Origin of the sequence: uncultured Deefgea sp., from assembly GCF_947072475.1 — a bacterium.
Lineage (GTDB): Bacteria > Pseudomonadota > Gammaproteobacteria > Burkholderiales > Chitinibacteraceae > Deefgea.
In genome coordinates, this window is the sequence record NZ_CAMTIA010000025.1 from 20,848 (window position 1) to 43,629 (window position 22,782).

The window sequence follows — 22,782 nt, forward strand, 5'->3', positions numbered from 1 at the left end:
CAAGAAAAAAGTTGTTATTACACATTCCTGTTCGTCTGACCAACCATTAAAATTAAGGTGATTCATTATGCAAATTATTATTGGTAACTTCCCTCCTGCAACGCGCAGCGAAGATGTGATTGCGCTCTTGGTCGAGCAATTGGGCGCACCGATTCCGACTGAAATTACCGTCAGCGAAGGCGCTGGACGTAATGTCATCGCCTTAGTGCAATATCCAGCTGAAGCGCCACATACGCTGGGCGATGTATTGGCCCAGAAATTAAATGGCTATCACTACCAAGGCTTTCACCTGAACGCCACCGTGACGCATAACTTTAAGGACTAAACCGATGCGGATCGCCGTCTTTGATAGCAAGCAATATGACAAGACCGCGATCAATGCGGCCAATATTCAATTCGATCATGACATCGTTTTTTTTGATGATAGGCTCAACGCCAAAACCGTCCCCTTAGCACAGGGTTTTGACGTGGTTTGTCCGTTTGTGAATGATAAGCTCGATGCGTTCACCATCGCTCAGCTCGCCCAGCTTGGCGTCAAACTCATTACCTTGCGCTGCGCGGGCTTTAATGGTGTGGATTTAAACGCCGCCGCCGCACATGGCATTACCGTCACGCGAGTCCCGGCGTATTCGCCCGAAGCCGTAGCCGAACATGTGTTTGCGCTGCTACTGACTTTGGTTCGCAAAACGCACCGTGCTTTTAACCGCATTCGTGATGGCAACTTTACCCTTGATGGCTTAGAAGGCTTTAACTTACACGGCCGCACGTTTGGCATTGTCGGCGCTGGCAAAATCGGTCTGGCCACGGCGCGCATTGCGCGCGGGTTTGGCTGCCAAGTGCTCGCTTATGATCCTTATCCCCCGGCGCAATGCGCTGTGGATTGTGAGTTTGTCACGCAAGAAGAACTATTTAAGCGTGCCGATATTATTTCCTTACACTCACCGCTATTTCCCACCACGCACCACATGATTAACGCGACCACGCTGGCGCAAATGAAACCGGGCGTCGTCTTAATCAACACCAGCCGTGGCGGCTTGATTAATACACTGGCACTGATTAAATCACTCAAATCAGGGCATGTTGGCGGGGTGGGGCTGGATGTTTATGAGCATGAAGAAGGGGTGTTCTTTGAGGATCTCTCAGACAGCATGCTCAAAGACGATATTTTGGCGCGCTTAACGACGTTTCCAAATGTGGTGATTACCTCGCATCAAGGCTTTTTAACCACCGAAGCACTCGACAATATTGCCCACTCTGTGTTGCAAAGCATCGATGACTTTATCCAGCAACGCCCCCTTGGCAACGAGGTAAAAGCCAGTGCCTAAAAAGCAGTTCCGTGTCGAGGAGCCGACGATTTCTCGTTGGCTGCTCACCATTACCCCGTTTGCCGCCGCCTTGTTTGCCTTGGTTTTTGCTCTGTTTTTAATCCAAACCGCGCACAAAGAAGACCAAACGATCACCAGCACCCTAGAGCAAGACCTATTGTGGCAAAAGCAAGCGCTCAAAAATCGGCTGGATAATCTGCAGCACCAGCTCGATGGCCTTGCCGACATCATTGTTTCGGATGGCTTAAGCTCCGCCGAATTTAGTGGCCGCTATTTATCGATTTTACAAGACTCCCCCGAAGTGATGAGCTTGGAATACATCGATGAAACCAATCAAGTGCGCTGGCAACATCCACTCAATCGTCCCGACCTCTTGCCACCGCAAAACCATCGCAATCTGGTTGCCGCGCGCAGTGTGGTGTTGGTGAATAATGCGCCCCAATTTAGTACCGTGTTACAAGGGCAAAATCAAACGCCTTTACTGGCCTTTGTCACCCCCGTTCGCCTCAATTTTCATGGTCGGCACACTTTGGTGGCCATTCTCAATCTCAATACCCTGTTGCAGCAGCAAGTGCCGTGGTGGATTGCCCAGCGCTATCAAATTTCTTTGACTGAACACGGCGAAACCATCGCCAGCAAATTTAACCGCAATTTAGATCCCACCGGCCTGAGCCAAGCCATCGGCTTTGATTTGCCGCCCAATCAATTTCAGCTGCAAGCGACGGTGTATCAGCAGCAACGCAGCTGGCAACAATACTTACTCACGCTCACGGTGATTGCGCTCTCGATGCTGATGCTCGCCTCAACGTGGGCGCTGCGGCGACACATTAAAGAGCGGCACAATATCGAAGCGCAATTGCGGCAAGAAACCGCCATGCGTGAAGCGATGGAAAACTCCTTAGTCACCGGCATTCGGGCGATGGATAAGGATGGCCACCTAATTTATATCAATCGGGCCTTTTGCGAGATGGTCGGCTATAGCGCAGAAGACTTAATGGGGCAAAGCCAAACCATGCCTTACTGGCCACCGGAGGATCTGGATCGCTGCACCGCAGTGTATCGGGCGATTTTGTCCGGTCGCGCCGAACCGTCTGGTTATCAAATGCGCTTTATGCGCGCCAATGGCGAACGCTTTGACGTGCGGCTTTACGCCGCCAAACTGATTGATGGTGACGGCCAGCATACCGGCTGGATTAGCTCGATTTACGACATTACTGAATTACAACGCGAGCGAAATGCGCTGCAAGCGTCGCATGAGCGTTTTGTAAATGTACTCAATGGCCTAGAAGCGGCTGTTTCGGTGAGCGACGCGGCCAGCTGCGAAATGCTCCTCACCAATCGGCAGTTTGATCGGGCGTTTAATATTCCCGATTGGCATGGCCGCTATTGCGCCTTACCGTATATGCCGCGCCGTAAAGGCGCACCGGTCGAAACCGAATGGTTCGACGCGTATCGTGGCCACTGGTATCAAATTAAAAGCCGTAGCAGTGTCTGGGTCGATGGCTCAGAAGTTTGGCTCGAAATCGCCACCGACATCACTGCGCTTAAAAATGCCCAAGAGCGTGAACGCCAGCAAAACGAGCAATTACAACAAACCACGCGCTTAATTAGCATGGGCGAGATGGCGTCCAGCTTGGCGCACGAACTCAATCAACCCTTGGCCGCTATTGCCAGCTATGCCACTGGCTGCCGCAATGTGCTGTCGCAAGCCGAGCCCAATATTGCTCAGCTAGATCAAGCCATCGAAAAAATGGCCGGCCAAGCCAAACGGGCGGGCAAAATTATTTCCGGGATTCGCGAATTTGTGCAACGCCGCGCACCGCACCGCAAGCCCTGCGAGGTGGCCGATTTAGTTGACACGGTGCGCACGCTGCTCGCCGCCGAGGTCGCCAAGCAACAAGTCAAACTGAGTATCGGCGAAGTGAGTGATTTACCGATTGTGTATGCCGATGCGGTGATGCTGGAACAAGTCATGTTTAACTTAATGAAAAACGCGATTGAGGCGATGCACGACACGCCGATTGCCAATCGAACGCTAGATTTAAACATTAATGCAAATAATGGCTTTTTATCGGTCATTATTGCGGATCGCGGCACTGGTATTAATCCTGAACAAATGGAACAATTGTTTAAACCTTTTTACACAACAAAAAATACCGGGATGGGAATGGGTTTAAATATTTGTCGCTCAATTATCGAGCACCACCAAGGTCGATTGTGGGTTGAAGCCAATCCAGGCGGCGGCAGCCGCTTTATCTTCACCCTGCCTTTACCGCAAGAGAGTTTGGCGTGTGAACCTTAATCGCGACGTACTTCTTTTGTCATCGTTATTCACTGCAGGAGCATTCAATTTATGAACCTTGATCGCCCAAATACCCGAAAAATCGCCATTGTGGATGATGACGACGCGATTCGCGACGCGCTATCTTGGTTATTCTCTACCCGTAATCATCAAGTCAATACCTTTGCCAGCGCTGAAGACTTATTGGCCAGCTACCGCCCAGAAGATTACGGCAGCCTGGTGCTCGATGTACGGATGCCGGGCATGGGTGGCTTGGAGTTATTTAATAAGCTACAAGCGTTTAACTATTGCCCACCGATTATCTTTCTCACCGGTCATGGCGACGTGCCAATGGCGGTGGCGGCGCTCAAACAAGGCGCGGCCGACTTTATCGAAAAACCATTTTCTGATAATGACATCGTTGATTTAGTCGAAAGCTGCTTATCGCAAGATCAGCTCAGCCGCGAAGAATGGCAAACCCGGACTGCGGTTGATCAGCGTTTGGCTTGCCTCACGCCGCGCGAGCGCGAAGTGATGAAGCTGATTTTGACGGGACGTTTGAATAAGCAAATCGCCGATGATTTGTCGATTTCGATGAAAACCGTCGAAGTGCATCGCGCGCGGATTTTAGAAAAAATGCAGGTAAAAACCGCAATGGAATTGGCTGCGCGCTTACGCGATGCCGGTGTCGAACCTCGTTAATATAGTATGACCCTGTAGCCCATATCAATCATGGGCTACAACTCAATACCTCAAGGATTTTGTTGTGCTGATGCTTATTTCTCCAGCGAAAACGCTGGATTACACCCGCCCCACGCCAGCAGGTTTACCGCAGACGACGCCGGATTTTTTAGCGCAATCGCAGCAATTAATCGACGTCTTGCGCCAAAAAACGCCAGCCGATATTGCCCAACTGATGAAGCTATCCGATCCTTTAGCCACGCTCAATTTTGGCCGTTATCACTCATGGCAAGCCAACTTTAATCCGGATAACGCCAAAGCGGCGGTATTGGCTTTTATGGGCGATGTCTATACCGGTCTGGCTGCCGAGCAGCTCTCCATCGAGCAACATGCTTATCTGGCGCAACATCTGCGTATTTTGTCGGGTTTATACGGGCTATTGCGCCCCCATGATTTGATGCAAGCCTATCGCCTAGAAATGGGCACCAAGCTGAACAATCCGCGCGGCAAAAATTTATATGATTTCTGGGGCGACACCCTTACCGCAGCGGTGAATGAGCTTGAACAACAAGAGATTGTTAATTTGGCCAGCGAAGAATATTTTAAAGCGATTCGACCCGCAAAATTAAACGCGCCAGTGATTACGCCGATTTTTGAAGATTTTAAAAATGGCCAATACAAAATCATCAGCTTCTACGCCAAACGTGCGCGTGGCCTGATGGTGCGTTACGCCGCGCTTAATGCCATTACCCACGCCAATGATCTTAAGCATTTTGATTTGGATGGCTATGCTTTTGATGCTAGCAATAGCGAGAAGCAACGTTGGGTTTTCCGCCGCATGGCCGAATAGGTATATCGCTGTAGACCTTATTGAAAATCCACCAGCAAGCAATACCCAAACAATAAAAAAACCGCACCTTTTAAACTGGTGCGGTTTTTTTCATTACGACGGACAACGCGGATTTACTTAGCCACGTTACCGGCGATATTCAAAACATTCCACGTTCGAGCAAATGGCGGCGCGTAAATGAAATCCATAAAGCCCAGCTCTTCAACCGTGATGCCGCTATAAACCGCGACCGCCAAAGCATCGACGCGGTGCACCGCACCACCGAGATAAGCGCCGCACACTTGGCCACCGAGTAAACGGCGCGTGCTGCGCTCATAAATCAGTTTGACCCACATTTCACTTTGCGCTGCCACGTAATCGGTGTGGTTTTTGTCTTTAATCCAAACGGTGCGATAGTCGATATTTTGCTGCTGCGCTTCTAACTCAGTAATTCCAGTGCGGCCCGCTTCAATATCAAACACACGAATACCGCTTGAGCCTAAGGTCCCCACAAATTGGCTTGGTTGCCCAGCCATCACTTCACCCACAATACGGCCTAACTTATTGGCGGTGGTGGCCAATGGAATATACGCCGTACCGCTGATGCGGTGCGGTACTGTCGCGCAATCGCCTGCAGCGTAAACATCAGGCAAATTGGTTTGGCACTGGGCATCAATCACAATCGCGCCTTGCGCCGACAACGTTAAACCACTGCTCGCTAAAAAGTCGGTATTGGGTTTAAACCCTGCCGCGACGATGACCATATCGGCGGGATATTGGCCCAGATTACTCACCACGTGATGCACGCGGCCTTGTTCGCTGACCAGTTCTGTCACCATTTCGCTATTGCGTAGATTCACGCCATGGCGCAGGAGTGAGTCTTCTAAAATCGCACTGATTTCAGCATCAAAAATGGTTTCCAGAACCCGGCCCGACAAACCAATCAAAGTGACATTTTTGCCCTGCTCACGCAAGGCTTCGCTAGCCTCAAGACCAATAAAGCCATTACCAATCACGACAACGTTTTGCACTTGCTCGAGCTGATCGACGATCAGCTGCGCATCGCGTTTAGAGTGCATGGTGAAGACGTTTTGTGTCTTTAAACCTTGAATCGGTGGCTGTACGGGTGACGCGCCAACCGCAATCAACAGCTTGTCGTAGGTAAAGGTTTGCGTTTGCTGTGCGGCGGTGACGGCGGTGACGGTTTTACTGACCGCATCTAGCCCAGTTACGGTATGCAAACAGCGCACATCAATGCCAATTTGGGTGAATTCCGCCAAAGAGCGCGCCGTCATTTGCTCGATGTCTTTAAATTCGCCCCCCACATAATAAGGAATCCCGCAGGCGCCAAAAGACACCACATCGCTCTTTTCTAGCACTGTGATGCTGGCGGTTTTATCAAACTTTAAAATTCGTACTGCCGCCGACATCCCTGCTGCATTCGCACCCAAGATTAAATAATTCATTGTGTTACTCCATGGATTGCGAGCCATCGGCTCTGATTTCAATTCATACACTGACCGGTTTGACCGATTGAGCCCTTAAAAACAATTTGAGCGGCAAGGTCGCATCGAGACTCGATACCCCCATGCCGCTCTGATTTAGCTCAGTCTAACTTAAGCTTCTTCGCCATCTAAACCCGCATTGGGGTCATTAAATACATCCATATCCATTAAGCCCATTTCGCGATCTGTCGCTACGGCGGCAGTCATGGTGCCAGATACATTGGCCAAGGTACGCGCCATATCGATCACTGGGTCAATCGCCAACACCATACCAATCAGCGCAAAATGTTCACCCATGCCCATGCCCGACAAGGCAATCGTTGCCGCTACGGTGGCCGTGCCTGGAATACCGGCGATCCCAATTGAACCAATCGTCACCACAATCAACATCATGATGTAAAACTGCAGATTGGTTTCAATCCCCACCATATGCGCCACCATCACCACGATCATCGCCGGGAAGAAACCAGCGCAGCCATTCATGCCAATGGTACTACCGAGTGAGCCCACCAAGTTTGAAGTGCCACTATTCACACCCATACGATTAGTCAGCGTTGAAATCGTCATCGGTAAAGTACCGACCGAAGAACGACTGGTAAACGCCATCAACCAAGTACCGATTGATTTTTTAACAAACATCACCGGTGAAACGCCATGCAAAGCCACGATAATGACGTGCAACAGCATAATCAACGCCATCGCAATATAAATGGCAGCAACAAAACTAGAGACTTCTAAAATCGCCGGGATGCCATTGCTGACAATGGTGCGAGCCAACAAGGCCACCACGGCATACGGCATATATTTAATTACCGTCATCGCCACCGACATCACGATTTTATGTAGGCCGAAAATCAAGGTTTTAAACGCGCCAATCACTTCGGGATTTTTCTTTTCCATCCGGGTTGCCGCAATACCCAGCAAGGCCGAGAAAATCACTAAGCCAACAATATTTTCACCGTGCATCGCCACAACGATATTGCTTGGAATCAAACGAACAATCGTATCGACCAAATTGGTGTATTGCTTGATTTCTGCCGTGCCCGTCACCGCACTCACGCCATAACCCAAGCCAAATGCATTGGCCAATACGATACCCAATACGCAGGCGATAGCAGTAGTAAACAGCAACCAGAAAATCCCACGGAAAGCGATTTTTGGTAAGTCTTCTTTACCCGAAAAATCCAGAATCACTTTGACGATGGAAACAAAAATCAAAGGAATCACCAGCATACGGATAAAGGCAATAAAGGCGCGCCCTGCTAAGCCATACCAGGTCGCCGTTTCTTGCATCCACGTATTGGCTTGCATTGGAAACCCAACCGACGCTTGCACTAGCAAACCCAAGCCTGAGCCCAGTACTAAACTCACCAACATGCGCTTAGAGAAATCAATTTTTTTGTTTTGTAATTGCTTTAATACCCAGAACGACGCCAGCAACAGTGCAATCGCAATCAGTGTTTGATAGTGGGTGATTGATAAGAAATTCTCAAAAAATACCCCGTGAAATATAGCGTGGCTGGTGTCATACATTGTTAGAGCCTCTTTTTACAAAAATTAAAGCGTTGTTAATTCATCAGCACCTGAATGAAGGGCAAAGAACTTGCGCTCTAGTGCAGGCGTTCAGCCGACAACAGCAGCAAACAATCGATAGCGCCATGCCATCTTATGGATGGCCTATTCTGAATCCGATTCTTAGTATCAAGATAATGCGATTAAGACCGAATACATTTGACCCATATCAAGTCTTAGATCGTTTTCAACAAAAATCGATCATGATGATAATTTATTATCAATTCTATCTCTAAATGGATATATTTCGATATATTTTGACAGAAAATGTGGTTTTTTATCTAAAACAGGCCACGCAGCGCCATCAAATAAAAACAAACCGCGTCACCTTTAACTTAAAGTCATTGTTTTGATTGGTTTTTTATTAAAAAGATTGTTAGAATCTTAGCAAGATAAATTTCATTTAGTCACTTACACCATGAAAATACAGATTGATGCCCAGTTACTCGTGAACTTCATTGCCGGTGTATTAGGTGAAGACTCTGAAGTCGTGGTTCACGATCTTGCCAATATCAATGCCTCCTTGGTTGCGATAAGTAATGGTCACCTTTCTGGGCGTCAAGTGGGCGCACCCGCGACGGATTTGGCTTTGCGCATGGTGCAAGAATATCGGCAGTCTGATGGCGAGAGCTACAAACTCAATTACCGTAGCAAAACCCATCGTGGCGTGTTACTGCGCTCTTCAACGCTGATTATTAAAGGTGAGGATGGCGAGCCGGCCGCGATGCTGTGCATCAATACCGATGATAAAAGACTGCTCGATGTGCAAGAAGCGCTGCGTAAACTGATGCCCAATGAGCCGGAGCAAAGCCATCAAGAATCACTCTCGATGTCGGTCGATGATGTGGGTCAAGATATTTTGCAAAGCGTACTGGAGCAATATCCAATCACGCCATCGCGGATGTCTGCCGAAGAAAAATCGCAGGTCGTTAAAGATTTAGAACAACGAGGTTTGTTTTCGATTCGCGGTTTTGTCGCCAAAACCGCCCATATCCTCGAAATTTCCGAGCCGACGTTGTATCGCTATTTAAAAAATAGCTAAAACCTGAGCGTCGATAGAACGCGCATCATTGCGCCTTACGACATCATCGACGGCGCTGGCCAAACCAAGGTGCGCTGACTGCTAAACTGCCGCGCCTCGCCGGTAACGGGATCGATAAATTCAATCGTTCTGGCCAACAATTGCAGCGGCGATGAAAAATCGTTGCCTTTATCGGGCATCAGCTCGGGATACCATGCATCGTTCACAATCGGAATCCCCAAGCCCGCCAGATGCACACGCAGCTGATGTTTACGCCCAGTGTGTGGCGCAAGGCGGTAATGCGCATATTCGCCACGTTGTTCAATCAGCTCAATTGCCGTTTCACTATTGGGTGCGCCCGCTACTTCCTGCACGGTAAAGGCGTCGTCGCGATTTTCGATGCGGCTGTGATGTACATACGGCAAGACTAAATCACGGCGAAACCCAGCAATGGCTTCATAGGTTTTTTGCACTTGCCGCGATTCAAATAGCGCGTGATAAGCATGGCGATGCGCTGGCTGTTGGCAAAACAAAATCACGCCTGCGGTTTCTTTATCCAGCCGATGCAAGGTGGTAATGTCAGGATTATCCAAACGCTGCCGCAAGCGTGTTTGCAAATTTTCTAACGCGTAGCGCCCAACCGGTGTCACCGGCAGAAAGTGCGGTTTATCCACCACCAGCAAAATATCGTCTTGATACAAAATCGTCTCAGTAAACGGCACGGTGAGCGGTTCGGGCTGCGGGCGGTAATACCACAGCACCGTACCGGCGCGGTACGGTGAGTCGACACGATAAGGCGTGCCAGTTTCATCGACAACTTCGCCGCGCAGTAAACGACCACGAATATCGTCCGCAGCAACGTGCGGAAAACGCGCAATTAAAAAGTCCTGCACCAGCGGCCAGTCGCCTTGTGGCAGACCAACAAAACTCGGCGCGATGCCGTCTTTATGCGGAATCGGGGCGATGGGTTTAGCCATTGATCGGCCTCGCATTGAAAATCCGACGCAGAGACGCAGAGGCGCGGAGAAAAAGATGAACACTAATTTCATCAGGAATCAGCGAGACAATGCAGAAACACATACCCAGCTGGCGTTTACTCTGCGTCTCAGCGTCTCTGCGTCGAAAGATTTTTTTCTGCAGCATTAGCGCACCTTATTCGGGCCACGGCGGCCGCGTTGTTTTGGTTTGCCGGCCGGTTTAGGTGTCGGAACATGCACCGCAGGCACGCTCATTTCGACCCACTTGCCTAATTCAATATCATCGAGGGTATAAGCCCCTATCGCATAACGAATAAGACGCAGCGTTGGATACCCTACTTTCGCGGTCATCCGCCGTACTTGACGATTTTTGCCTTCGGCAATTTTAATTTCTAGCCACGATGTTGGAATCGCGGCACGCTCACGAATCGGCGGCACGCGTGGCCAGATTAACTCAGGTTGCTCAATCAGACGTGCCTCGGCGGGCAGCGTTTTAAAATCACCCAAATCCAAGCCCCCCGCGCGCAAAGCCGCCAGCGCAGCATCGTCGGGGATGCCTTCGACTTGCACCCAATAGGTTTTAACGAGTTTATGCTTTGGGTCGGTAATTTTGTGCTGTAAAGCACCATCACCCGTAAGTAATAGCAGCCCTTCCGAGTCGGTATCTAAACGACCGGCAGCATAGACAGCTTTCACGGAAACGTAATCAGCCAAACATTGGTGCGGGGGGCTAGGTGAAAACTGGCAAATAACACCGTAAGGCTTGTTAAATAAAATCAATTTAGGCATGGCAACAATTGTCTAGTAAATCTTGGCAGAATGGCGGTAAACCTGTGATAATAGTTCGGTTTTTACCGCGACAAAAATTTTAATAAGCTTGCGGTGAACGTTTTCAACCACTGAATTCACAGGTGTGCCCGATGAGTCTAATCAAAGTCCCACAAGGGGGCGAAAAGATCGTTCCTAACCTAGCAACGCCAAACAATCCTATCATCCCATTTATCGAAGGTGATGGTATTGGCGTGGATATCACCCCAGTAATGATCGATGTTGTCGATGCCGCTGTGAAAAAGTGCTACGGCGACGACCGTAAAATCCACTGGATGGAAATCTATTGCGGCGAGAAAGCCTCTAAATTGTACGCTGATGGCTCATATCTGCCACAAGAAACCCTCGATGCCTTAAAAGAATACGTGGTTTCAATTAAAGGCCCATTGGCAACGCCAGTGGGCGGCGGCATCCGTTCATTGAACGTGGCATTGCGTCAAAACTTGGATCTTTACGTTTGCTTACGCCCAGTTCGCTACTTCCAAGGCGTACCATCGCCAGTGAAGCACCCAGAGCGCGTTGACATGACCATCTTCCGTGAAAATACCGAAGACATCTACGCCGGTATCGAGTGGGATGCTGAGTCTGAAGGCGCGAAAAAAGTCATCGAATTCTTACAAAAAGAAATGGGCGTAACTAAAATCCGTTTCCCAGAAACTTCATCGATCGGCATCAAACCGGTATCGAAAGAAGGGACTGAGCGTCTGGTTCGCAAAGCCATCCAATACGCTATCGACAACAACCGTCGCAGTGTTACCTTGGTCCACAAAGGTAACATCATGAAGTTTACCGAAGGCATGTTCCGTACTTGGGGCTATGAACTCGCTAAAAATGAATTCGGCGCGGTTGAGATCGACGGTGGTCCATGGATGCAATTGCCAAACGGTATCGTCATCAAAGACGTGATCGCTGATGCATTCTTGCAACAAATCTTGTTGCGTCCTGCTGACTACGATGTAATCGCAACGTTGAACCTGAACGGCGACTACATTTCTGATGCTCTGGCAGCAGAAGTTGGCGGTATCGGTATCGCACCGGGTGCTAACTTGTCAGACAATATCGCTTGTTTTGAAGCGACTCATGGCACTGCTCCAAAATATTCTGGCCAAGATAAAGTGAACCCAGGTTCAATTATCTTGTCGGCTGAAATGATGTTGCGTCATATGGGTTGGAATGAAGCGGCGGATAAAATCATCGAAGCCATGGGCAAAACGATTCAAGACAAAGTGGTGACTTATGACTTCGCGCGCTTGATGGATGATGCACAAGAAGTGTCTTGCTCAGACTTTGGTAAAGCCATGATCGCTCGCATGTAAACACAATGCGTGTTTGACACTCAAACCCCTGTCAATGGCAGGGGTTTTTTACGTTCAAACGCCAAATATTTTTTCCAACAAAAAACCCGCCGAGGCGGGTTTTTTGTTTTCACTTAAAGCGAAAATTAAGCAGCTTGGATATTACCAGCTTGCTTGCCTTTCTGACCTTGAGTGATATCGAAAGAGACACGTTGGCCTTCTTTCAATGTTTTGAAGCCTGGCATGTTGATCGCAGAGAAATGAGCGAAAAGATCTTCGCCGCCTTCGTCTGGAGTAATAAAGCCAAAGCCTTTAGAATCATTGAACCACTTAACAGTACCTAATGCCATGTTGAGGACATCCTGAATAACAAAAATAAAATAAATTGCCGATCGTACTAAAGTACAAAATCGGTAAACCGGTTTGTCGTGGGCATCCCAAAACAAACATGTATAACTTTTTACGCCACTTTGACACATAAGGTCAAGCATAAATAATAGATACGCGGCACACTGTGGTATTGCATTCACGCTTGAAAAAATCGTGGTGAGCGCCAAAATAAAGAATAATAAGGGACTAAGATAAAACAATGGCGATCCAGCATCAGAACGATACCGAACTCAAAGACGCAGCAGTTCGTACTGCCCCACCACCGATGTGGCAAGTGGTGCTACTCAATGACGATTACACGCCAATGGACTTCGTGATTGATGTACTACAGCAATTTTTTGTGATGCCCAGCGAAAAGGCCAACCAAATTATGCTGAAAGTCCACACAGAGGGTCGTGGTATTTGTGGGGTTTATCCTCAAGATATCGCGGCAACGAAAGTAGCTGAAGTTACACAGTATGCTCGGGCGCATCAGCATCCGTTGCAATGCATTATGGAGGTGAGTCAATGATCGCCCAAGAACTTGAAGTAAGCCTACACATGGCGTTTATGGATGCCAGACAAAAGCGCCACGAATACATTACTGTGGAGCATTTATTACTCGCTCTACTCGACAACCCTTCAGCCATTGATGTCATTAAAGCCTGTGGCGCCAACCTAGAAGAGCTGCGTCGCCAGCTTGGTGATTTTGTCACTGAGCATACCCCTGTGGTATCTGGCAGCAGCGAAGTGGAAACTCAACCCACGATTGGCTTTCAACGCGTCATTCAGCGCGCTATTTTGCATGTGCAATCTTCAGGCAAAAAAGAAGTCACCGGAGCGAATGTGCTGGTGGCAATTTTTGGGGAAAAAGACAGCCATGCGGTGTATTTTTTACATCAACAAGGCATCACGCGTCTTGATGTGGTTAATTACATTGCCCATGGCATAAGTAAATCAACCACGAGCCAACCAGCAGCGCCTCGCGCCGAGCCCAATGAAGACGGCGAAACAGAGGCCAGTTCTGGCAGCGCCCTACAAAGCTACACCCAAAATATGAATGAGCAGGCCTTAGCTGGGAAAATAGACCCACTTATTGGCCGTGATGCTGAGCTTGAACGGGTGATTCAAACTTTATGCCGTCGCCGCAAAAATAACCCACTCTTAGTCGGCGAAGCCGGTGTTGGCAAAACGGCGATTGCCGATGGCTTAGCCCGCTGCATCGTCGAGGGGCAAGTTCCTGACATTTTGGCCGATGCCACGGTCTATACGCTAGATATGGGTGCACTCTTAGCTGGCACAAAATACCGTGGTGATTTTGAACAACGCCTCAAGGCAGTGATTAAACAATTAGCAGACGAGCGCAATGCCATCCTATTTATTGATGAAATTCATACCCTCGTTGGCGCAGGTGCGGCTTCAGGTGGCACTCTGGACGCCTCAAACCTACTCAAACCAGCCTTATCCAATGGCACGTTAAAATGCATTGGTGCCACAACTTATAATGAATATCGCGGTATTTTTGAAAAAGATAATGCGTTATCACGTCGCTTCCAAAAAATCGATGTGCTTGAACCAAGTATTGAACAAACCATTGAAATCTTAAAAGGTTTGAAAGATAAATTTGAACAGCACCATGGCGTGAAATACACCCAAGCCGCGCTGAGCACTGCCGCTGAATTATCGGCAAAATATATCAATGATCGTCATTTACCGGATAAAGCCATTGATGTGATTGACGAAGCCGGTGCCGCGCAAAAAATATTACCGCGTTCTAAGCAAAAGAAAACCATTGGTAAAGGTGAAATCGAAGACATCATTGCCAAAATTGCTCGAATTCCGCCTAAATCGGTATCGAGCAATGATAAAGACACGCTAAAAACACTCGAACGTGATTTACGCAATGTCGTTTTTGGCCAAGAAAAAGCCATTGAAGTGCTCGCCACATCAATCAAAATGGCCAGAGCGGGCTTAGGTAATCCACTCAAACCCATCGGCTCATTCTTGTTTTCTGGCCCAACCGGCGTTGGTAAAACTGAGGTTGCCCGTCAATTAGCCTATACGATGGGCATCGAGCTCATTCGTTTTGATATGTCGGAATATATGGAACGGCATGCCGTTAGCCGTTTAATCGGCGCGCCGCCGGGATACGTGGGTTATGAACAAGGCGGTTTACTCACTGAAGCCGTAAATAAACATCCCTACTCGATCTTATTACTGGATGAAATCGAAAAAGCGCATCCCGATATTTATAACGTTTTATTGCAGGTGATGGATCATGGCACGCTGACCGACAACAATGGCCGTAAAGCTGATTTCCGTAATGTTGTCATCATCATGACCACCAATGCCGGTGCCGAAATGCTGGGTAAATCCACCATCGGCTTTACCAATAAAAAAGAAGCTGGCGATGAAATGCAGGAAATAAAGCGTCTGTTTACGCCAGAGTTTCGAAATCGTATTGATGCCATCATTCCTTTTGCCTCATTAACGCATGGCATTATTTTGCAAGTGGTCGAAAAATTCCTTATGCAACTTGAAGCGCAATTGCACGAGAAAAAAGTCGAAGCGCATTTCACCGATGCACTCAAAGACTATCTTGCCAAACACGGTTTTGATCCGCAAATGGGCGCGCGCCCAATGGCCAGGTTGATTCAAGATACCATTCGCAAAGCACTCGCAGACGAATTGCTATTTGGACGTTTAGCTGGTGGTGGGGAAGTCACCATTGATATTGATAGCGATGGCAAGGTATTGCTCAATCTACCTGAGCGAGAAAAGGTTTCAGCTTAATACCTGCTCTCTTGTAATAAAAAAACCCGCAGAATTAAAGTCTGCGGGTTTTTTTATTATGTCGTAGCAAATTGTTTTATTGTGCCGTGTTTTCTTTTTGTTGAACCACCACCAAATGCGATGGCGTTGGCGCTGGAAACGTGGCCAAGGTATCTAAAATCGCTTTATTTGCTTGGAAATAAACTTGCCAGTAATGATCATTATGGCAATATGGGCGCACGGCCAGTACTGGGCCAACGAGTTGAAACTCAAGCACTTCAATCTCAACACCAGGCTCAACCATCACATTTGGAATCTTCGCGATCGCTTCTTTCAGTAAGGCAATCGCTTTTTCTGCATCAGCAGCACCTGAGAGCTGCGCTTTTAAATCCACTCGACGATATTTAGTTGCGGTGTAGTTTTGAATATTATCCGTAAAGATTTTATTGTTACCGACAAAAGTCAGCACATTATCTGGCGTCATAATCGTTGAAGAAAATAACCCCACTTCATGTACAACACCCGTAACCCCACCCGCAGTAATCATGTCTCCGACTTTAAAAGGTCGCAATACAATTAAAAATGCACCACCAGCAAAGTTAGCCAACAACCCTGACCACGCCATCCCTACTGCAAGACCCACGGCAGCAAGTAAAGCCGCAAAAGTCGTGGTTTGAATGCCGAAGTAACCCAAAATACCAATCACTAACAACACATTCAACAACACGGTCACTGCAGAGCCCACATAGCGCAAAACAGTCGCATCCACTTTCTGCCGAACTAATCCGGCCTGAATAAACCGCACCACCATGCCAATCAGCCAGCGCCCAATCACCCAAAAAGCAATGCCGGCGAGAATTTTTACACCAAACTCAGCGACATATCCCATGAGGATATCTTGGTATTTGCTAATCAAGCTTGTATCCATCTTAATGCTCCAATGTAAGTGCCACCGATTGGCAATCTTAAAAGCTTATCCGATTAGCATAAAACATTAAATCATTTACCCTCTCGGGTGGTTAGTTTGATGCAGTGTTTTCAACCTAGCTGATGCAACCTGCGTGTAAATTTGTGTAGTAGTTATGTCAGAATGCCCCAATAACATTTGTACCACTCGCAAATCAGCACCATGATTCAGTAAATGAGTGGCAAATGCGTGCCGTAAAACATGTGGACTAAGCAGCTCTGCCGGAATATTCGCCTGTACTGCATATTGCTTAATAATAAACCAGCAACCTTGTCGAGTAAGTGGCTCACCACGTTGATTTAAAAACAACGTAGCTTGCGCAGCATTTTTTAATAAAAATAAACGCGCCTCAGTTAGATAACGATCGAGCCATTGTGCGGCCCACTCGCCGATCGGCACCAAACGCTGTTTTCCCCCTTTACCATTCACAACCCGAATGTATTTTTCACGTAGGAAAAGCTGATTTACCGATAACTCAACCAGCTCAGTCACACGCAATCCAGTGGCATACATTAGCTCAAGCATCGCTCGATCACGTAAACCCGCCGCAAGATTGACGTCTGGAGCGGCCAATAAAGCCGCAATACTCGCCTCTGGTAACGCTTTGGGGAGCGGTCGAACTCGACGCGGCGAGGTTAATTCAGCCGTTGGGTCTACCGTAATTTGCCCATTGAGCAAAGCTTGCCGATAAAATTTACGCAAACTGGCCATTCGCCTAGCCAAGGTCGAGGCCTTCATATCGCGAGATTGCCGAGCTAAAAATGCCTGCATCGCATCGCGATCAGCACTCAATAAACTGTGCGCACGCTCACTGGCTAACCAAGCAGCCCAAATCAGTAAATCTCGACGATAACTCTCAATCGTATTGCTCGCCAAACCGTCTCCAAGCCAAATCGCGTCTAAAAACTGATTAATCAACGCCATCTCACTGTCGGCGATCATTGGCAAAGGCGCTTTATTGGCCATCAATCACACCTTCATGCTGTAATAGCCAGCGCTTGATTGGCAACCAATCAAGGCCATTTCGGTTGGCATTAAAACCACCAAGACCATGCATTGCCACCACGCGATGACAAGGAATCAACAATGGCATGGGATTACGGCCACAAGCGCCACCGACGGCTCGCGGACTTGAAGCACAACGCCGAGCAATCTCGGCATAAGTCAGTACCTCACCCGCCGGAATCTCTGCGATGGCCTGCCAGACTTTCAGTTGATGCGGCGTACCATTGAGTTGATACGGCAAATCAAAAACAAATTTAGGCTCATTAAAATAAGCCAAAATCTGCCGTTTTGCCTCTTGCAATAAGGGGTGATGACCCGCTTGTAATGGGGTTTCGGCAACCAGAAAATCCACGGCGCTTAAAGAGTCCCCTGCCAAGCTCAAACCAATTCGCCCAAAAGGCGTCGCAATCACTGCATCAGACGGTATGCTAAGCACAATCATCACTCCATAGGTATATGAAGCAAATCCTTACAAAACAATGGCTAAAGGTATATACCACCAATTAATGTTGTAAAGATTGCCACAATGCATCCAATAAGACGTTACTTTGATCTTCAGTGTATTCCCAAAACATAGCGCCAGCTAAGCCGTGCTGTTTCACATATTGTCCTTTCAGGGCTATCGACTCAACATCTTCATAACTAATAAATTCATCGCCATCAAACAACCATGGCGCTTGTGCTGATTCGTCCCAATGCCGAGTAAAACGACCGCTAGGGATAAGCTCATTCGCAATTTCGTAATAGCTATGCGTACCATTCGATTGCGCACGCCCCTCTGCCCCTAAACCTGGACTTGCCACACCCAATAAACTACGGCCATAGAATGGGCAACCCAATACCATTTTTTCTGCAGCAACACCATGATCAAGAAACAGCTGCACCCCTCGGTCAGCACTATCACCAGTTCGATCATGCGCGGAGGTCAATAAATTAGCGTGATGACCAGCACGAGTGGCCCAACCATTATAAAAATCGTAAGTCATCAAATTAATAAAGTCACACTGCACCGCGACATTCTCGAGCTCAACGCCCTCTAAATAATAAGCGCCAACTCCTGCCGCAATGGTCAGTAAATAAGGAGTTTTACGTTCCATTTGCGCTGAAGCATCATCTAAATGAATCCGTAATGAGCTCAGCATTAAAGTAAAATTTTGCCGATCTTCTGGTCGCGCTTTAATGCCTGCCATTGCATTGCTTGGATATTCCCAATCCAAATCAACACCATCAAATTGATATTTCTGCATAAAGCGCAGTGTCGACCGGCTAAATTGCTCACGTGATGTCTCGGTTAACGCGGCATCAGAAAAACCATCTGCCCCCCAACCGCCAATCGATATCAAGATTTTTAATGCTGGATTTCTAAGTTTCAATTGCTGCAATTGTGCACATATTTTCTGACAATACGCTTCATCACTAAGCTGTGGGTCAGTAGCATCTTGCTCAATCACTTCGCCATCCACTACCTTGGCAAAGGCATAGCAAAGATGCGTTAACTTTTCTACCGGCAAAGCACTGATATCACATTGCTGCCAACTTGCTAAGTACGCCAACATAATTCGAGACATCTGCAACCTCGTTAGACCATGAAATACCCGAATCACACTACCCAATTATTGGCTTACATTCTATGCACAATAACTAATTTAAAGTGCTGCGATCACCGTCATTTCTACCTTGTAACGGGGATCAGCTAACTTAGCTTGAACGGTTGCTCTGGCTGGCGTATGCCCTTGAGGGACCCACTCACTCCAAGCTAAATTCATCGCATCAAAATCAGCCATATCAGTGATAAAAATTGTAACCTGCAAAATTTTGGTCTTATCTGAGCCTACTTCTGCCAACAAGCGATCAATGCAGGCTAAAACTTCAACCGTTTGTCCTAAGGCATCTTTGTCTAAATCCTCAGCAATCTGCCCTGCTAAATAAACGGTATTGTTATGCACCACGGTTTCACAAAGACGAGGGCCAACATGGTAACGCTGAATAGATGACATTTTTTTCTCCAAAATAAATATAAAAAGGCGAACCTACGGTTCGCCTTCAATCAATGATGACACGCTTTAAAAAACTCTTTAAGCAACCGCACGCAATCGCAAAGAAAAATCACGTAATGAATGAATGCCACTATTTTCGGCACGCACGCACCAATCTTGCAACTGCAAAATTAATTCATGACGATTCAATGTTGATCGCTCCCAAATACGCGTTAATTCTTGTCGCATTTGATACACCTGATCTAGCACTTTACTTTGCGCCAAAATTAATTCCAAATGAATTTTATCGCTCGCCGAAGTATCTTTTGCATCTTGCTTTAACCAAAGCTTCATCCGCTTTGTAATATCAAAATTCATTGAGGGTAATGCCGCCGTTACCGATAAATGTTCAATTTCTGCGGCAACAGTTTGCTTTAAAGTGCGAGCATAATGCGCGGCAATTGCATAGCGATTCGCAATAATCGCCTGGACTACGTGCTCATCGAGCTCAGGGCGAATGTCAGCCATTTTTAATTTAGGTGCGACTTTTCGAATTTTTGCTAAACCCAAAATAGCCATCATCCGGATATACAACCAACCAATATCAAACTCAAACCACTTGTAGGATAACTTAGCTGACGTACCAAACGTATGATGATTATTATGCAATTCTTCACCACCAATCAAAATACCCCAGGGTATTAAATTCGTCGAGGCATCTTCAGTTTCAAAATTACGATAACCCCAGTAATGTGCAAAGCCATTGATAATCCCAGCTGCCGTCACTGGAATCCATAACATTTGTATCGCCCAAATCCAAATACCATTGACCCCAAACAGTAATACATCAATGACAGCCATTAAAGTAGGCCCCCACGATGCATAGCGCGAATATAAATTACGCTCTAAAAAATCATCTGGCGTACCATGCCCATATTTTTGCAATGTTTCCAAATTGGCCGCCTCAGCACGATACAACTCCCAGCCCTGCCAAAATACTTTTTTAATTCCCAATATCTGTGGGCTATGCGGATCCTCAATCGTTTCACACTTTGCATGATGTTTACGATGAATCGCCGCCCATTCTTTCGTAATTTGCGCCGTCGTTAACCACAGCCAGAAACGAAAGAAATGACTCATTAATGGATGCAAATCCAGCGCACGATGCGCTTGATGCCGATGTAAAAAAATAGTAACTGATGCAATCGTAATATGCGTTAGCGTGAGAACAACCAATACATAGCCCCACCACGGTAAAGCAATCATTCCATTAAGCCATTCCATACTGTATTCCTCGTACTATGTTTATGCCATTTCACTTTAAAAAAGAATCTAGATTTTACTCAGCATCAATCAAAAAAACAGCATTACATATCTTAATTTGGCAAAATTGACCCTGGCAAAATCGTAATATCACGGCGAGGATAAGGAATCTCAATATTATTCGCTTTAAATGCTCGCCAAATTTTCATATTTAAATCAGATTTTAAACCCATCTGACCATTTTCTGGATCAGCTAACCAAAAACCTAATGTTAAATTAATGCCGCTATCGGCAAATGCAGTAACAAACGCACCCGGAGCAGGCGTTTTTAAAATCCGCAACTCATCTTTTGTAATCTCGGTCATGATATTCATCACTTGATCAAGGTCTGAATTGTATGCCACTTGAATAGGCAGGCCAACCCACACAGAACGATCATTATATGACTGGTTCACCACCGTTTGTGAAATCAAGGTGTCATTAGGAACTAAAGCCTCAGTACCGTCTGGTGCTTTTAAAACAATATAACGAGACGTTAAGCCGCTAATAATTCCTTGCCGATTATCAACTGAGATTAAATCCCCTAATTTAATTGAGCGATCTAACAGAATAATAAAACCTGAAACATAATTAGAAGCAATTTTTTGTAAACCAAAACCTAAACCAACACCTAATGCACCACCAAAAACAGATAGAACAGTCAGATCAATGCCAACCATAGATAAAGAAGCAAGCACGGCCAATACCACCAGCAATGATCGCATTACTTTAACAAGGACCACACGAACATTCATATCCATCACATCGGTGGCCATCACACGTTGTTCAACTAAACGCCCAATCCACATTGCGATTAATAAAGTCGCACCAACAGACAATAAACCTTGGATGACGGTGAGAATCGAAATGTGAACTTTTCCAGCATCAAAACTAATAGTATCTAAAGCATCTAATATTTGCGGCAAAATACCAACGACATGCAACACATAGCCAATCCAAATAAACGCTGAAATATATCGCTCCCAACGCTGAACCCATGTTGCCCCTTCAAACGTCCGCCGAATAATATAAACAAGGATACGAATATTAACCAAACCAACCATAAGTAGATTAGCCAAGCGTAATAATGAACTCGTTTGTCCTTCAAATAATTGATATGTAATATTGCCCAGAGTAACAAAAATAAGCGCTAAAACTGGAAACAATAAACGCTGAATACCATCATTAGCCAGCTTCCAACGAAAATTTTTCGCCGCAACACGCCTTTTAGTTCTATTTACGACCAAAAAAGCGAAACCCCAGCATGACAATAAAACAGCTACTTGTAGTAAAAAATCGGTACTAAAAAATCCCAAATGCCTAATATCTTTAACGACGTTAAACAACACATTTTCTGTATTTAAACTCATTCATCACCTCTGATTTTCTTTAGTGTTTGGGTTGTTGATGTATCAAATAAAAAAGGAATCGAATGCACGCTACCGCCCCGTAGTAACACTTCACGGCTGCCCACGATTTGATCTACTTGCCAATCCCCTCCTTTAACAAGCACCTCAGGTTGAATCACGGTAATTAAATTGAGCGGCGTATCATCATCAAACCACGTAACCAAATCAACAGCCCCCAGACTTGCAATAACCGCAGCGCGATGCGCCAATGAATTAATCGGACGATCTTGCCCCTTTCCTAGGCGACGAACAGACTCGTCCGTATTTAATGCAACGACCAAGCTTAATCCCAGAGCACGAGCCTGAGCCAAATAAGTCACATGTCCACGATGTAAAATATCAAAACAGCCATTAGTAAAAACCAATGGGCGCCTCAGTAACTGAACTTTTTCTGCCAATAATTCAGGTGGGCAGCATTTATTTTCAAATTCTGGCATAGGATAAATTGGTAAGGAATTTTGCATTAAAGTGCCTTTAATCAAAAATAGAGGTCAATATTTAAGTGCTTGAATATTAACCCAAGTTAAAGTTATCGCACTAGGCAATAAGACCTGATGACGCATAATTTAATTCGAATTAAATACAAATTTATTTTTTACCATCGACATAAAAATCTCACGGACAGCAAAAAGCCCGACTCTTTCGAATCGGGCTTTCTGGTATGGGGA

The 22,782-nt window shown here is 46.6% G+C and carries 22 protein-coding genes; 9 read left to right on the forward strand and 13 right to left on the reverse strand.

Features of this window, described 5'->3' with window-relative positions:
- Positions 1 to 67: 67 nt before the first annotated feature.
- From Q0V82_RS09745 to yaaA, 5 genes are all read left to right on the forward strand, one after another.
- Positions 68 to 325: a hypothetical protein gene (locus tag Q0V82_RS09745; RefSeq protein ID WP_297575226.1), complete on the forward strand. Its 258-nt coding sequence runs from the start codon at positions 68 to 70 to the stop codon at positions 323 to 325.
- A gap of 4 nt (positions 326 to 329) precedes the next feature.
- On the forward strand, positions 330 to 1,325 hold the full coding sequence (locus tag Q0V82_RS09750; protein WP_297575228.1) for a 2-hydroxyacid dehydrogenase: 996 nt from the start codon (positions 330 to 332) through the stop codon (positions 1,323 to 1,325).
- Complete coding sequence (locus Q0V82_RS09755) at positions 1,318 to 3,627, forward strand: PAS domain-containing sensor histidine kinase (RefSeq protein WP_297575231.1); 2,310 nt, start codon at positions 1,318 to 1,320, stop codon at positions 3,625 to 3,627. Before Q0V82_RS09750 ends, Q0V82_RS09755 begins: the two co-directional genes overlap by 8 nt.
- A 51-nt stretch (positions 3,628 to 3,678) precedes the next feature.
- Complete coding sequence (locus Q0V82_RS09760; protein ID WP_297575233.1) at positions 3,679 to 4,308, forward strand: response regulator transcription factor; 630 nt, start codon at positions 3,679 to 3,681, stop codon at positions 4,306 to 4,308.
- Positions 4,309 to 4,372: 64 nt separating this feature from the next.
- Complete coding sequence (yaaA, locus tag Q0V82_RS09765; protein ID WP_297575236.1) at positions 4,373 to 5,137, forward strand: peroxide stress protein YaaA; 765 nt, start codon at positions 4,373 to 4,375, stop codon at positions 5,135 to 5,137.
- A 113-nt stretch (positions 5,138 to 5,250) separates the two neighbouring features.
- Here yaaA and Q0V82_RS09770 read toward each other — a convergent pair whose 3' ends face one another.
- Positions 5,251 to 6,582: a CoA-disulfide reductase gene (locus Q0V82_RS09770; RefSeq protein ID WP_297575238.1), complete on the reverse strand. Its 1,332-nt coding sequence runs from the start codon at positions 6,580 to 6,582 to the stop codon at positions 5,251 to 5,253.
- A gap of 150 nt (positions 6,583 to 6,732) precedes the next feature.
- On the reverse strand, positions 6,733 to 8,154 hold the full coding sequence (locus tag Q0V82_RS09775; protein ID WP_297575240.1) for a cation:dicarboxylate symporter family transporter: 1,422 nt from the start codon (positions 8,152 to 8,154) through the stop codon (positions 6,733 to 6,735).
- Between the two features lie 457 nt (positions 8,155 to 8,611).
- Here Q0V82_RS09775 and Q0V82_RS09780 point away from each other — a divergent pair, with 457 nt between their 5' ends.
- Positions 8,612 to 9,235: a transcriptional regulator gene (locus Q0V82_RS09780; RefSeq protein WP_297575243.1), complete on the forward strand. Its 624-nt coding sequence runs from the start codon at positions 8,612 to 8,614 to the stop codon at positions 9,233 to 9,235.
- Between the two features lie 35 nt (positions 9,236 to 9,270).
- Here Q0V82_RS09780 and Q0V82_RS09785 read toward each other — a convergent pair whose 3' ends face one another.
- Together Q0V82_RS09785 and Q0V82_RS09790 are read right to left on the reverse strand one after the other, a co-directional pair.
- Positions 9,271 to 10,191, reverse strand: a complete 921-nt coding sequence (locus tag Q0V82_RS09785; RefSeq protein ID WP_297575246.1) for a pseudouridine synthase — start codon at positions 10,189 to 10,191, stop codon at positions 9,271 to 9,273.
- A 165-nt stretch (positions 10,192 to 10,356) separates the two neighbouring features.
- The gene (locus tag Q0V82_RS09790) at positions 10,357 to 10,980 is read right to left on the reverse strand and encodes a pseudouridine synthase (protein WP_297575249.1); all 624 of its coding nucleotides are present in this window, start codon (positions 10,978 to 10,980) and stop codon (positions 10,357 to 10,359) included.
- 131 nt (positions 10,981 to 11,111) lie between these two features.
- On the opposite strand from Q0V82_RS09790, the gene icd reads away from it, so the two are divergent.
- Complete coding sequence (gene icd / locus Q0V82_RS09795; protein WP_297575252.1) at positions 11,112 to 12,335, forward strand: NADP-dependent isocitrate dehydrogenase; 1,224 nt, start codon at positions 11,112 to 11,114, stop codon at positions 12,333 to 12,335.
- A gap of 125 nt (positions 12,336 to 12,460) precedes the next feature.
- Here the strand turns inward: icd and Q0V82_RS09800 are convergent, their stop codons facing one another.
- Positions 12,461 to 12,664, reverse strand: a complete 204-nt coding sequence (locus tag Q0V82_RS09800) for a cold-shock protein (RefSeq protein WP_173533122.1) — start codon at positions 12,662 to 12,664, stop codon at positions 12,461 to 12,463.
- A 239-nt stretch (positions 12,665 to 12,903) separates the two neighbouring features.
- On the opposite strand from Q0V82_RS09800, the gene clpS reads away from it, so the two are divergent.
- Together clpS and clpA are read left to right on the forward strand one after the other, a co-directional pair.
- Positions 12,904 to 13,215: an ATP-dependent Clp protease adapter ClpS gene (gene clpS, locus Q0V82_RS09805; protein WP_297575254.1), complete on the forward strand. Its 312-nt coding sequence runs from the start codon at positions 12,904 to 12,906 to the stop codon at positions 13,213 to 13,215.
- Positions 13,212 to 15,476 (forward strand): ATP-dependent Clp protease ATP-binding subunit ClpA, encoded by a 2,265-nt coding sequence (clpA, locus tag Q0V82_RS09810; RefSeq protein WP_297575257.1) that lies wholly within the window; start codon positions 13,212 to 13,214, stop codon positions 15,474 to 15,476. The genes clpS and clpA overlap by 4 nt, the downstream gene beginning before the upstream one ends.
- A 76-nt stretch (positions 15,477 to 15,552) precedes the next feature.
- Here the strand turns inward: clpA and Q0V82_RS09815 are convergent, their stop codons facing one another.
- The 8 genes from Q0V82_RS09815 to rfaE2 all read right to left on the reverse strand — a co-directional run bounded on the left by Q0V82_RS09815 (position 15,553) and on the right by rfaE2 (position 22,578).
- Complete coding sequence (locus Q0V82_RS09815; protein WP_297575259.1) at positions 15,553 to 16,383, reverse strand: mechanosensitive ion channel family protein; 831 nt, start codon at positions 16,381 to 16,383, stop codon at positions 15,553 to 15,555.
- A gap of 75 nt (positions 16,384 to 16,458) precedes the next feature.
- The gene (gene xerD, locus Q0V82_RS09820) at positions 16,459 to 17,388 is read right to left on the reverse strand and encodes a site-specific tyrosine recombinase XerD (protein WP_297575261.1); all 930 of its coding nucleotides are present in this window, start codon (positions 17,386 to 17,388) and stop codon (positions 16,459 to 16,461) included.
- Entirely contained in the window at positions 17,378 to 17,863 is a 486-nt protein-coding gene (locus Q0V82_RS09825; RefSeq protein ID WP_297575262.1) for a methylated-DNA--[protein]-cysteine S-methyltransferase, read from the reverse strand. The genes xerD and Q0V82_RS09825 overlap by 11 nt, the downstream gene beginning before the upstream one ends.
- A 67-nt stretch (positions 17,864 to 17,930) precedes the next feature.
- Entirely contained in the window at positions 17,931 to 18,995 is a 1,065-nt protein-coding gene (locus Q0V82_RS09830) for a glycoside hydrolase family 18 protein (RefSeq protein ID WP_297575264.1), read from the reverse strand.
- Between the two features lie 78 nt (positions 18,996 to 19,073).
- The gene (locus Q0V82_RS09835) at positions 19,074 to 19,424 is read right to left on the reverse strand and encodes a RidA family protein (RefSeq protein WP_297575266.1); all 351 of its coding nucleotides are present in this window, start codon (positions 19,422 to 19,424) and stop codon (positions 19,074 to 19,076) included.
- A gap of 78 nt (positions 19,425 to 19,502) precedes the next feature.
- Entirely contained in the window at positions 19,503 to 20,687 is a 1,185-nt protein-coding gene (locus tag Q0V82_RS09840; protein ID WP_297575268.1) for a fatty acid desaturase, read from the reverse strand.
- A 92-nt stretch (positions 20,688 to 20,779) separates the two neighbouring features.
- Positions 20,780 to 22,075 (reverse strand): mechanosensitive ion channel family protein, encoded by a 1,296-nt coding sequence (locus Q0V82_RS09845; RefSeq protein ID WP_297575270.1) that lies wholly within the window; start codon positions 22,073 to 22,075, stop codon positions 20,780 to 20,782.
- Positions 22,072 to 22,578: a D-glycero-beta-D-manno-heptose 1-phosphate adenylyltransferase gene (gene rfaE2 / locus Q0V82_RS09850; protein ID WP_297575272.1), complete on the reverse strand. Its 507-nt coding sequence runs from the start codon at positions 22,576 to 22,578 to the stop codon at positions 22,072 to 22,074. The genes Q0V82_RS09845 and rfaE2 overlap by 4 nt, the downstream gene beginning before the upstream one ends.
- Between the last annotated feature and the right edge of the window lie 204 nt (positions 22,579 to 22,782).

What these genes read in the sequence shown, in the direction of transcription:
- clpA (WP_297575257.1), top strand. Translation starts at nt 13,212, where the DNA reads ATGATCGCCCAAGAACTTGAAGTAAGCCTACACATGGCGTTTATGGAT.
- Q0V82_RS09760 (WP_297575233.1), top strand. Translation starts at nt 3,679, where the DNA reads ATGAACCTTGATCGCCCAAATACCCGAAAAATCGCCATTGTGGATGAT.
- Q0V82_RS09840 (WP_297575268.1), bottom strand. Translation starts at nt 20,687, where the DNA reads ATGGAATGGCTTAATGGAATGATTGCTTTACCGTGGTGGGGCTATGTA.
- Q0V82_RS09785 (WP_297575246.1), bottom strand. Translation starts at nt 10,191, where the DNA reads ATGGCTAAACCCATCGCCCCGATTCCGCATAAAGACGGCATCGCGCCG.
- xerD (WP_297575261.1), bottom strand. Translation starts at nt 17,388, where the DNA reads ATGGCCAATAAAGCGCCTTTGCCAATGATCGCCGACAGTGAGATGGCG.
- Q0V82_RS09790 (WP_297575249.1), bottom strand. Translation starts at nt 10,980, where the DNA reads ATGCCTAAATTGATTTTATTTAACAAGCCTTACGGTGTTATTTGCCAG.
- Q0V82_RS09835 (WP_297575266.1), bottom strand. Translation starts at nt 19,424, where the DNA reads ATGTCATCTATTCAGCGTTACCATGTTGGCCCTCGTCTTTGTGAAACC.
- Q0V82_RS09845 (WP_297575270.1), bottom strand. Translation starts at nt 22,075, where the DNA reads ATGAGTTTAAATACAGAAAATGTGTTGTTTAACGTCGTTAAAGATATT.
- Q0V82_RS09745 (WP_297575226.1), top strand. Translation starts at nt 68, where the DNA reads ATGCAAATTATTATTGGTAACTTCCCTCCTGCAACGCGCAGCGAAGAT.
- rfaE2 (WP_297575272.1), bottom strand. Translation starts at nt 22,578, where the DNA reads ATGCAAAATTCCTTACCAATTTATCCTATGCCAGAATTTGAAAATAAA.
- Q0V82_RS09775 (WP_297575240.1), bottom strand. Translation starts at nt 8,154, where the DNA reads ATGTATGACACCAGCCACGCTATATTTCACGGGGTATTTTTTGAGAAT.
- Q0V82_RS09780 (WP_297575243.1), top strand. Translation starts at nt 8,612, where the DNA reads ATGAAAATACAGATTGATGCCCAGTTACTCGTGAACTTCATTGCCGGT.
- Q0V82_RS09750 (WP_297575228.1), top strand. Translation starts at nt 330, where the DNA reads ATGCGGATCGCCGTCTTTGATAGCAAGCAATATGACAAGACCGCGATC.
- icd (WP_297575252.1), top strand. Translation starts at nt 11,112, where the DNA reads ATGAGTCTAATCAAAGTCCCACAAGGGGGCGAAAAGATCGTTCCTAAC.
- Q0V82_RS09770 (WP_297575238.1), bottom strand. Translation starts at nt 6,582, where the DNA reads ATGAATTATTTAATCTTGGGTGCGAATGCAGCAGGGATGTCGGCGGCA.
- Q0V82_RS09800 (WP_173533122.1), bottom strand. Translation starts at nt 12,664, where the DNA reads ATGGCATTAGGTACTGTTAAGTGGTTCAATGATTCTAAAGGCTTTGGC.
- Q0V82_RS09830 (WP_297575264.1), bottom strand. Translation starts at nt 18,995, where the DNA reads ATGTCTCGAATTATGTTGGCGTACTTAGCAAGTTGGCAGCAATGTGAT.
- clpS (WP_297575254.1), top strand. Translation starts at nt 12,904, where the DNA reads ATGGCGATCCAGCATCAGAACGATACCGAACTCAAAGACGCAGCAGTT.
- Q0V82_RS09815 (WP_297575259.1), bottom strand. Translation starts at nt 16,383, where the DNA reads ATGGATACAAGCTTGATTAGCAAATACCAAGATATCCTCATGGGATAT.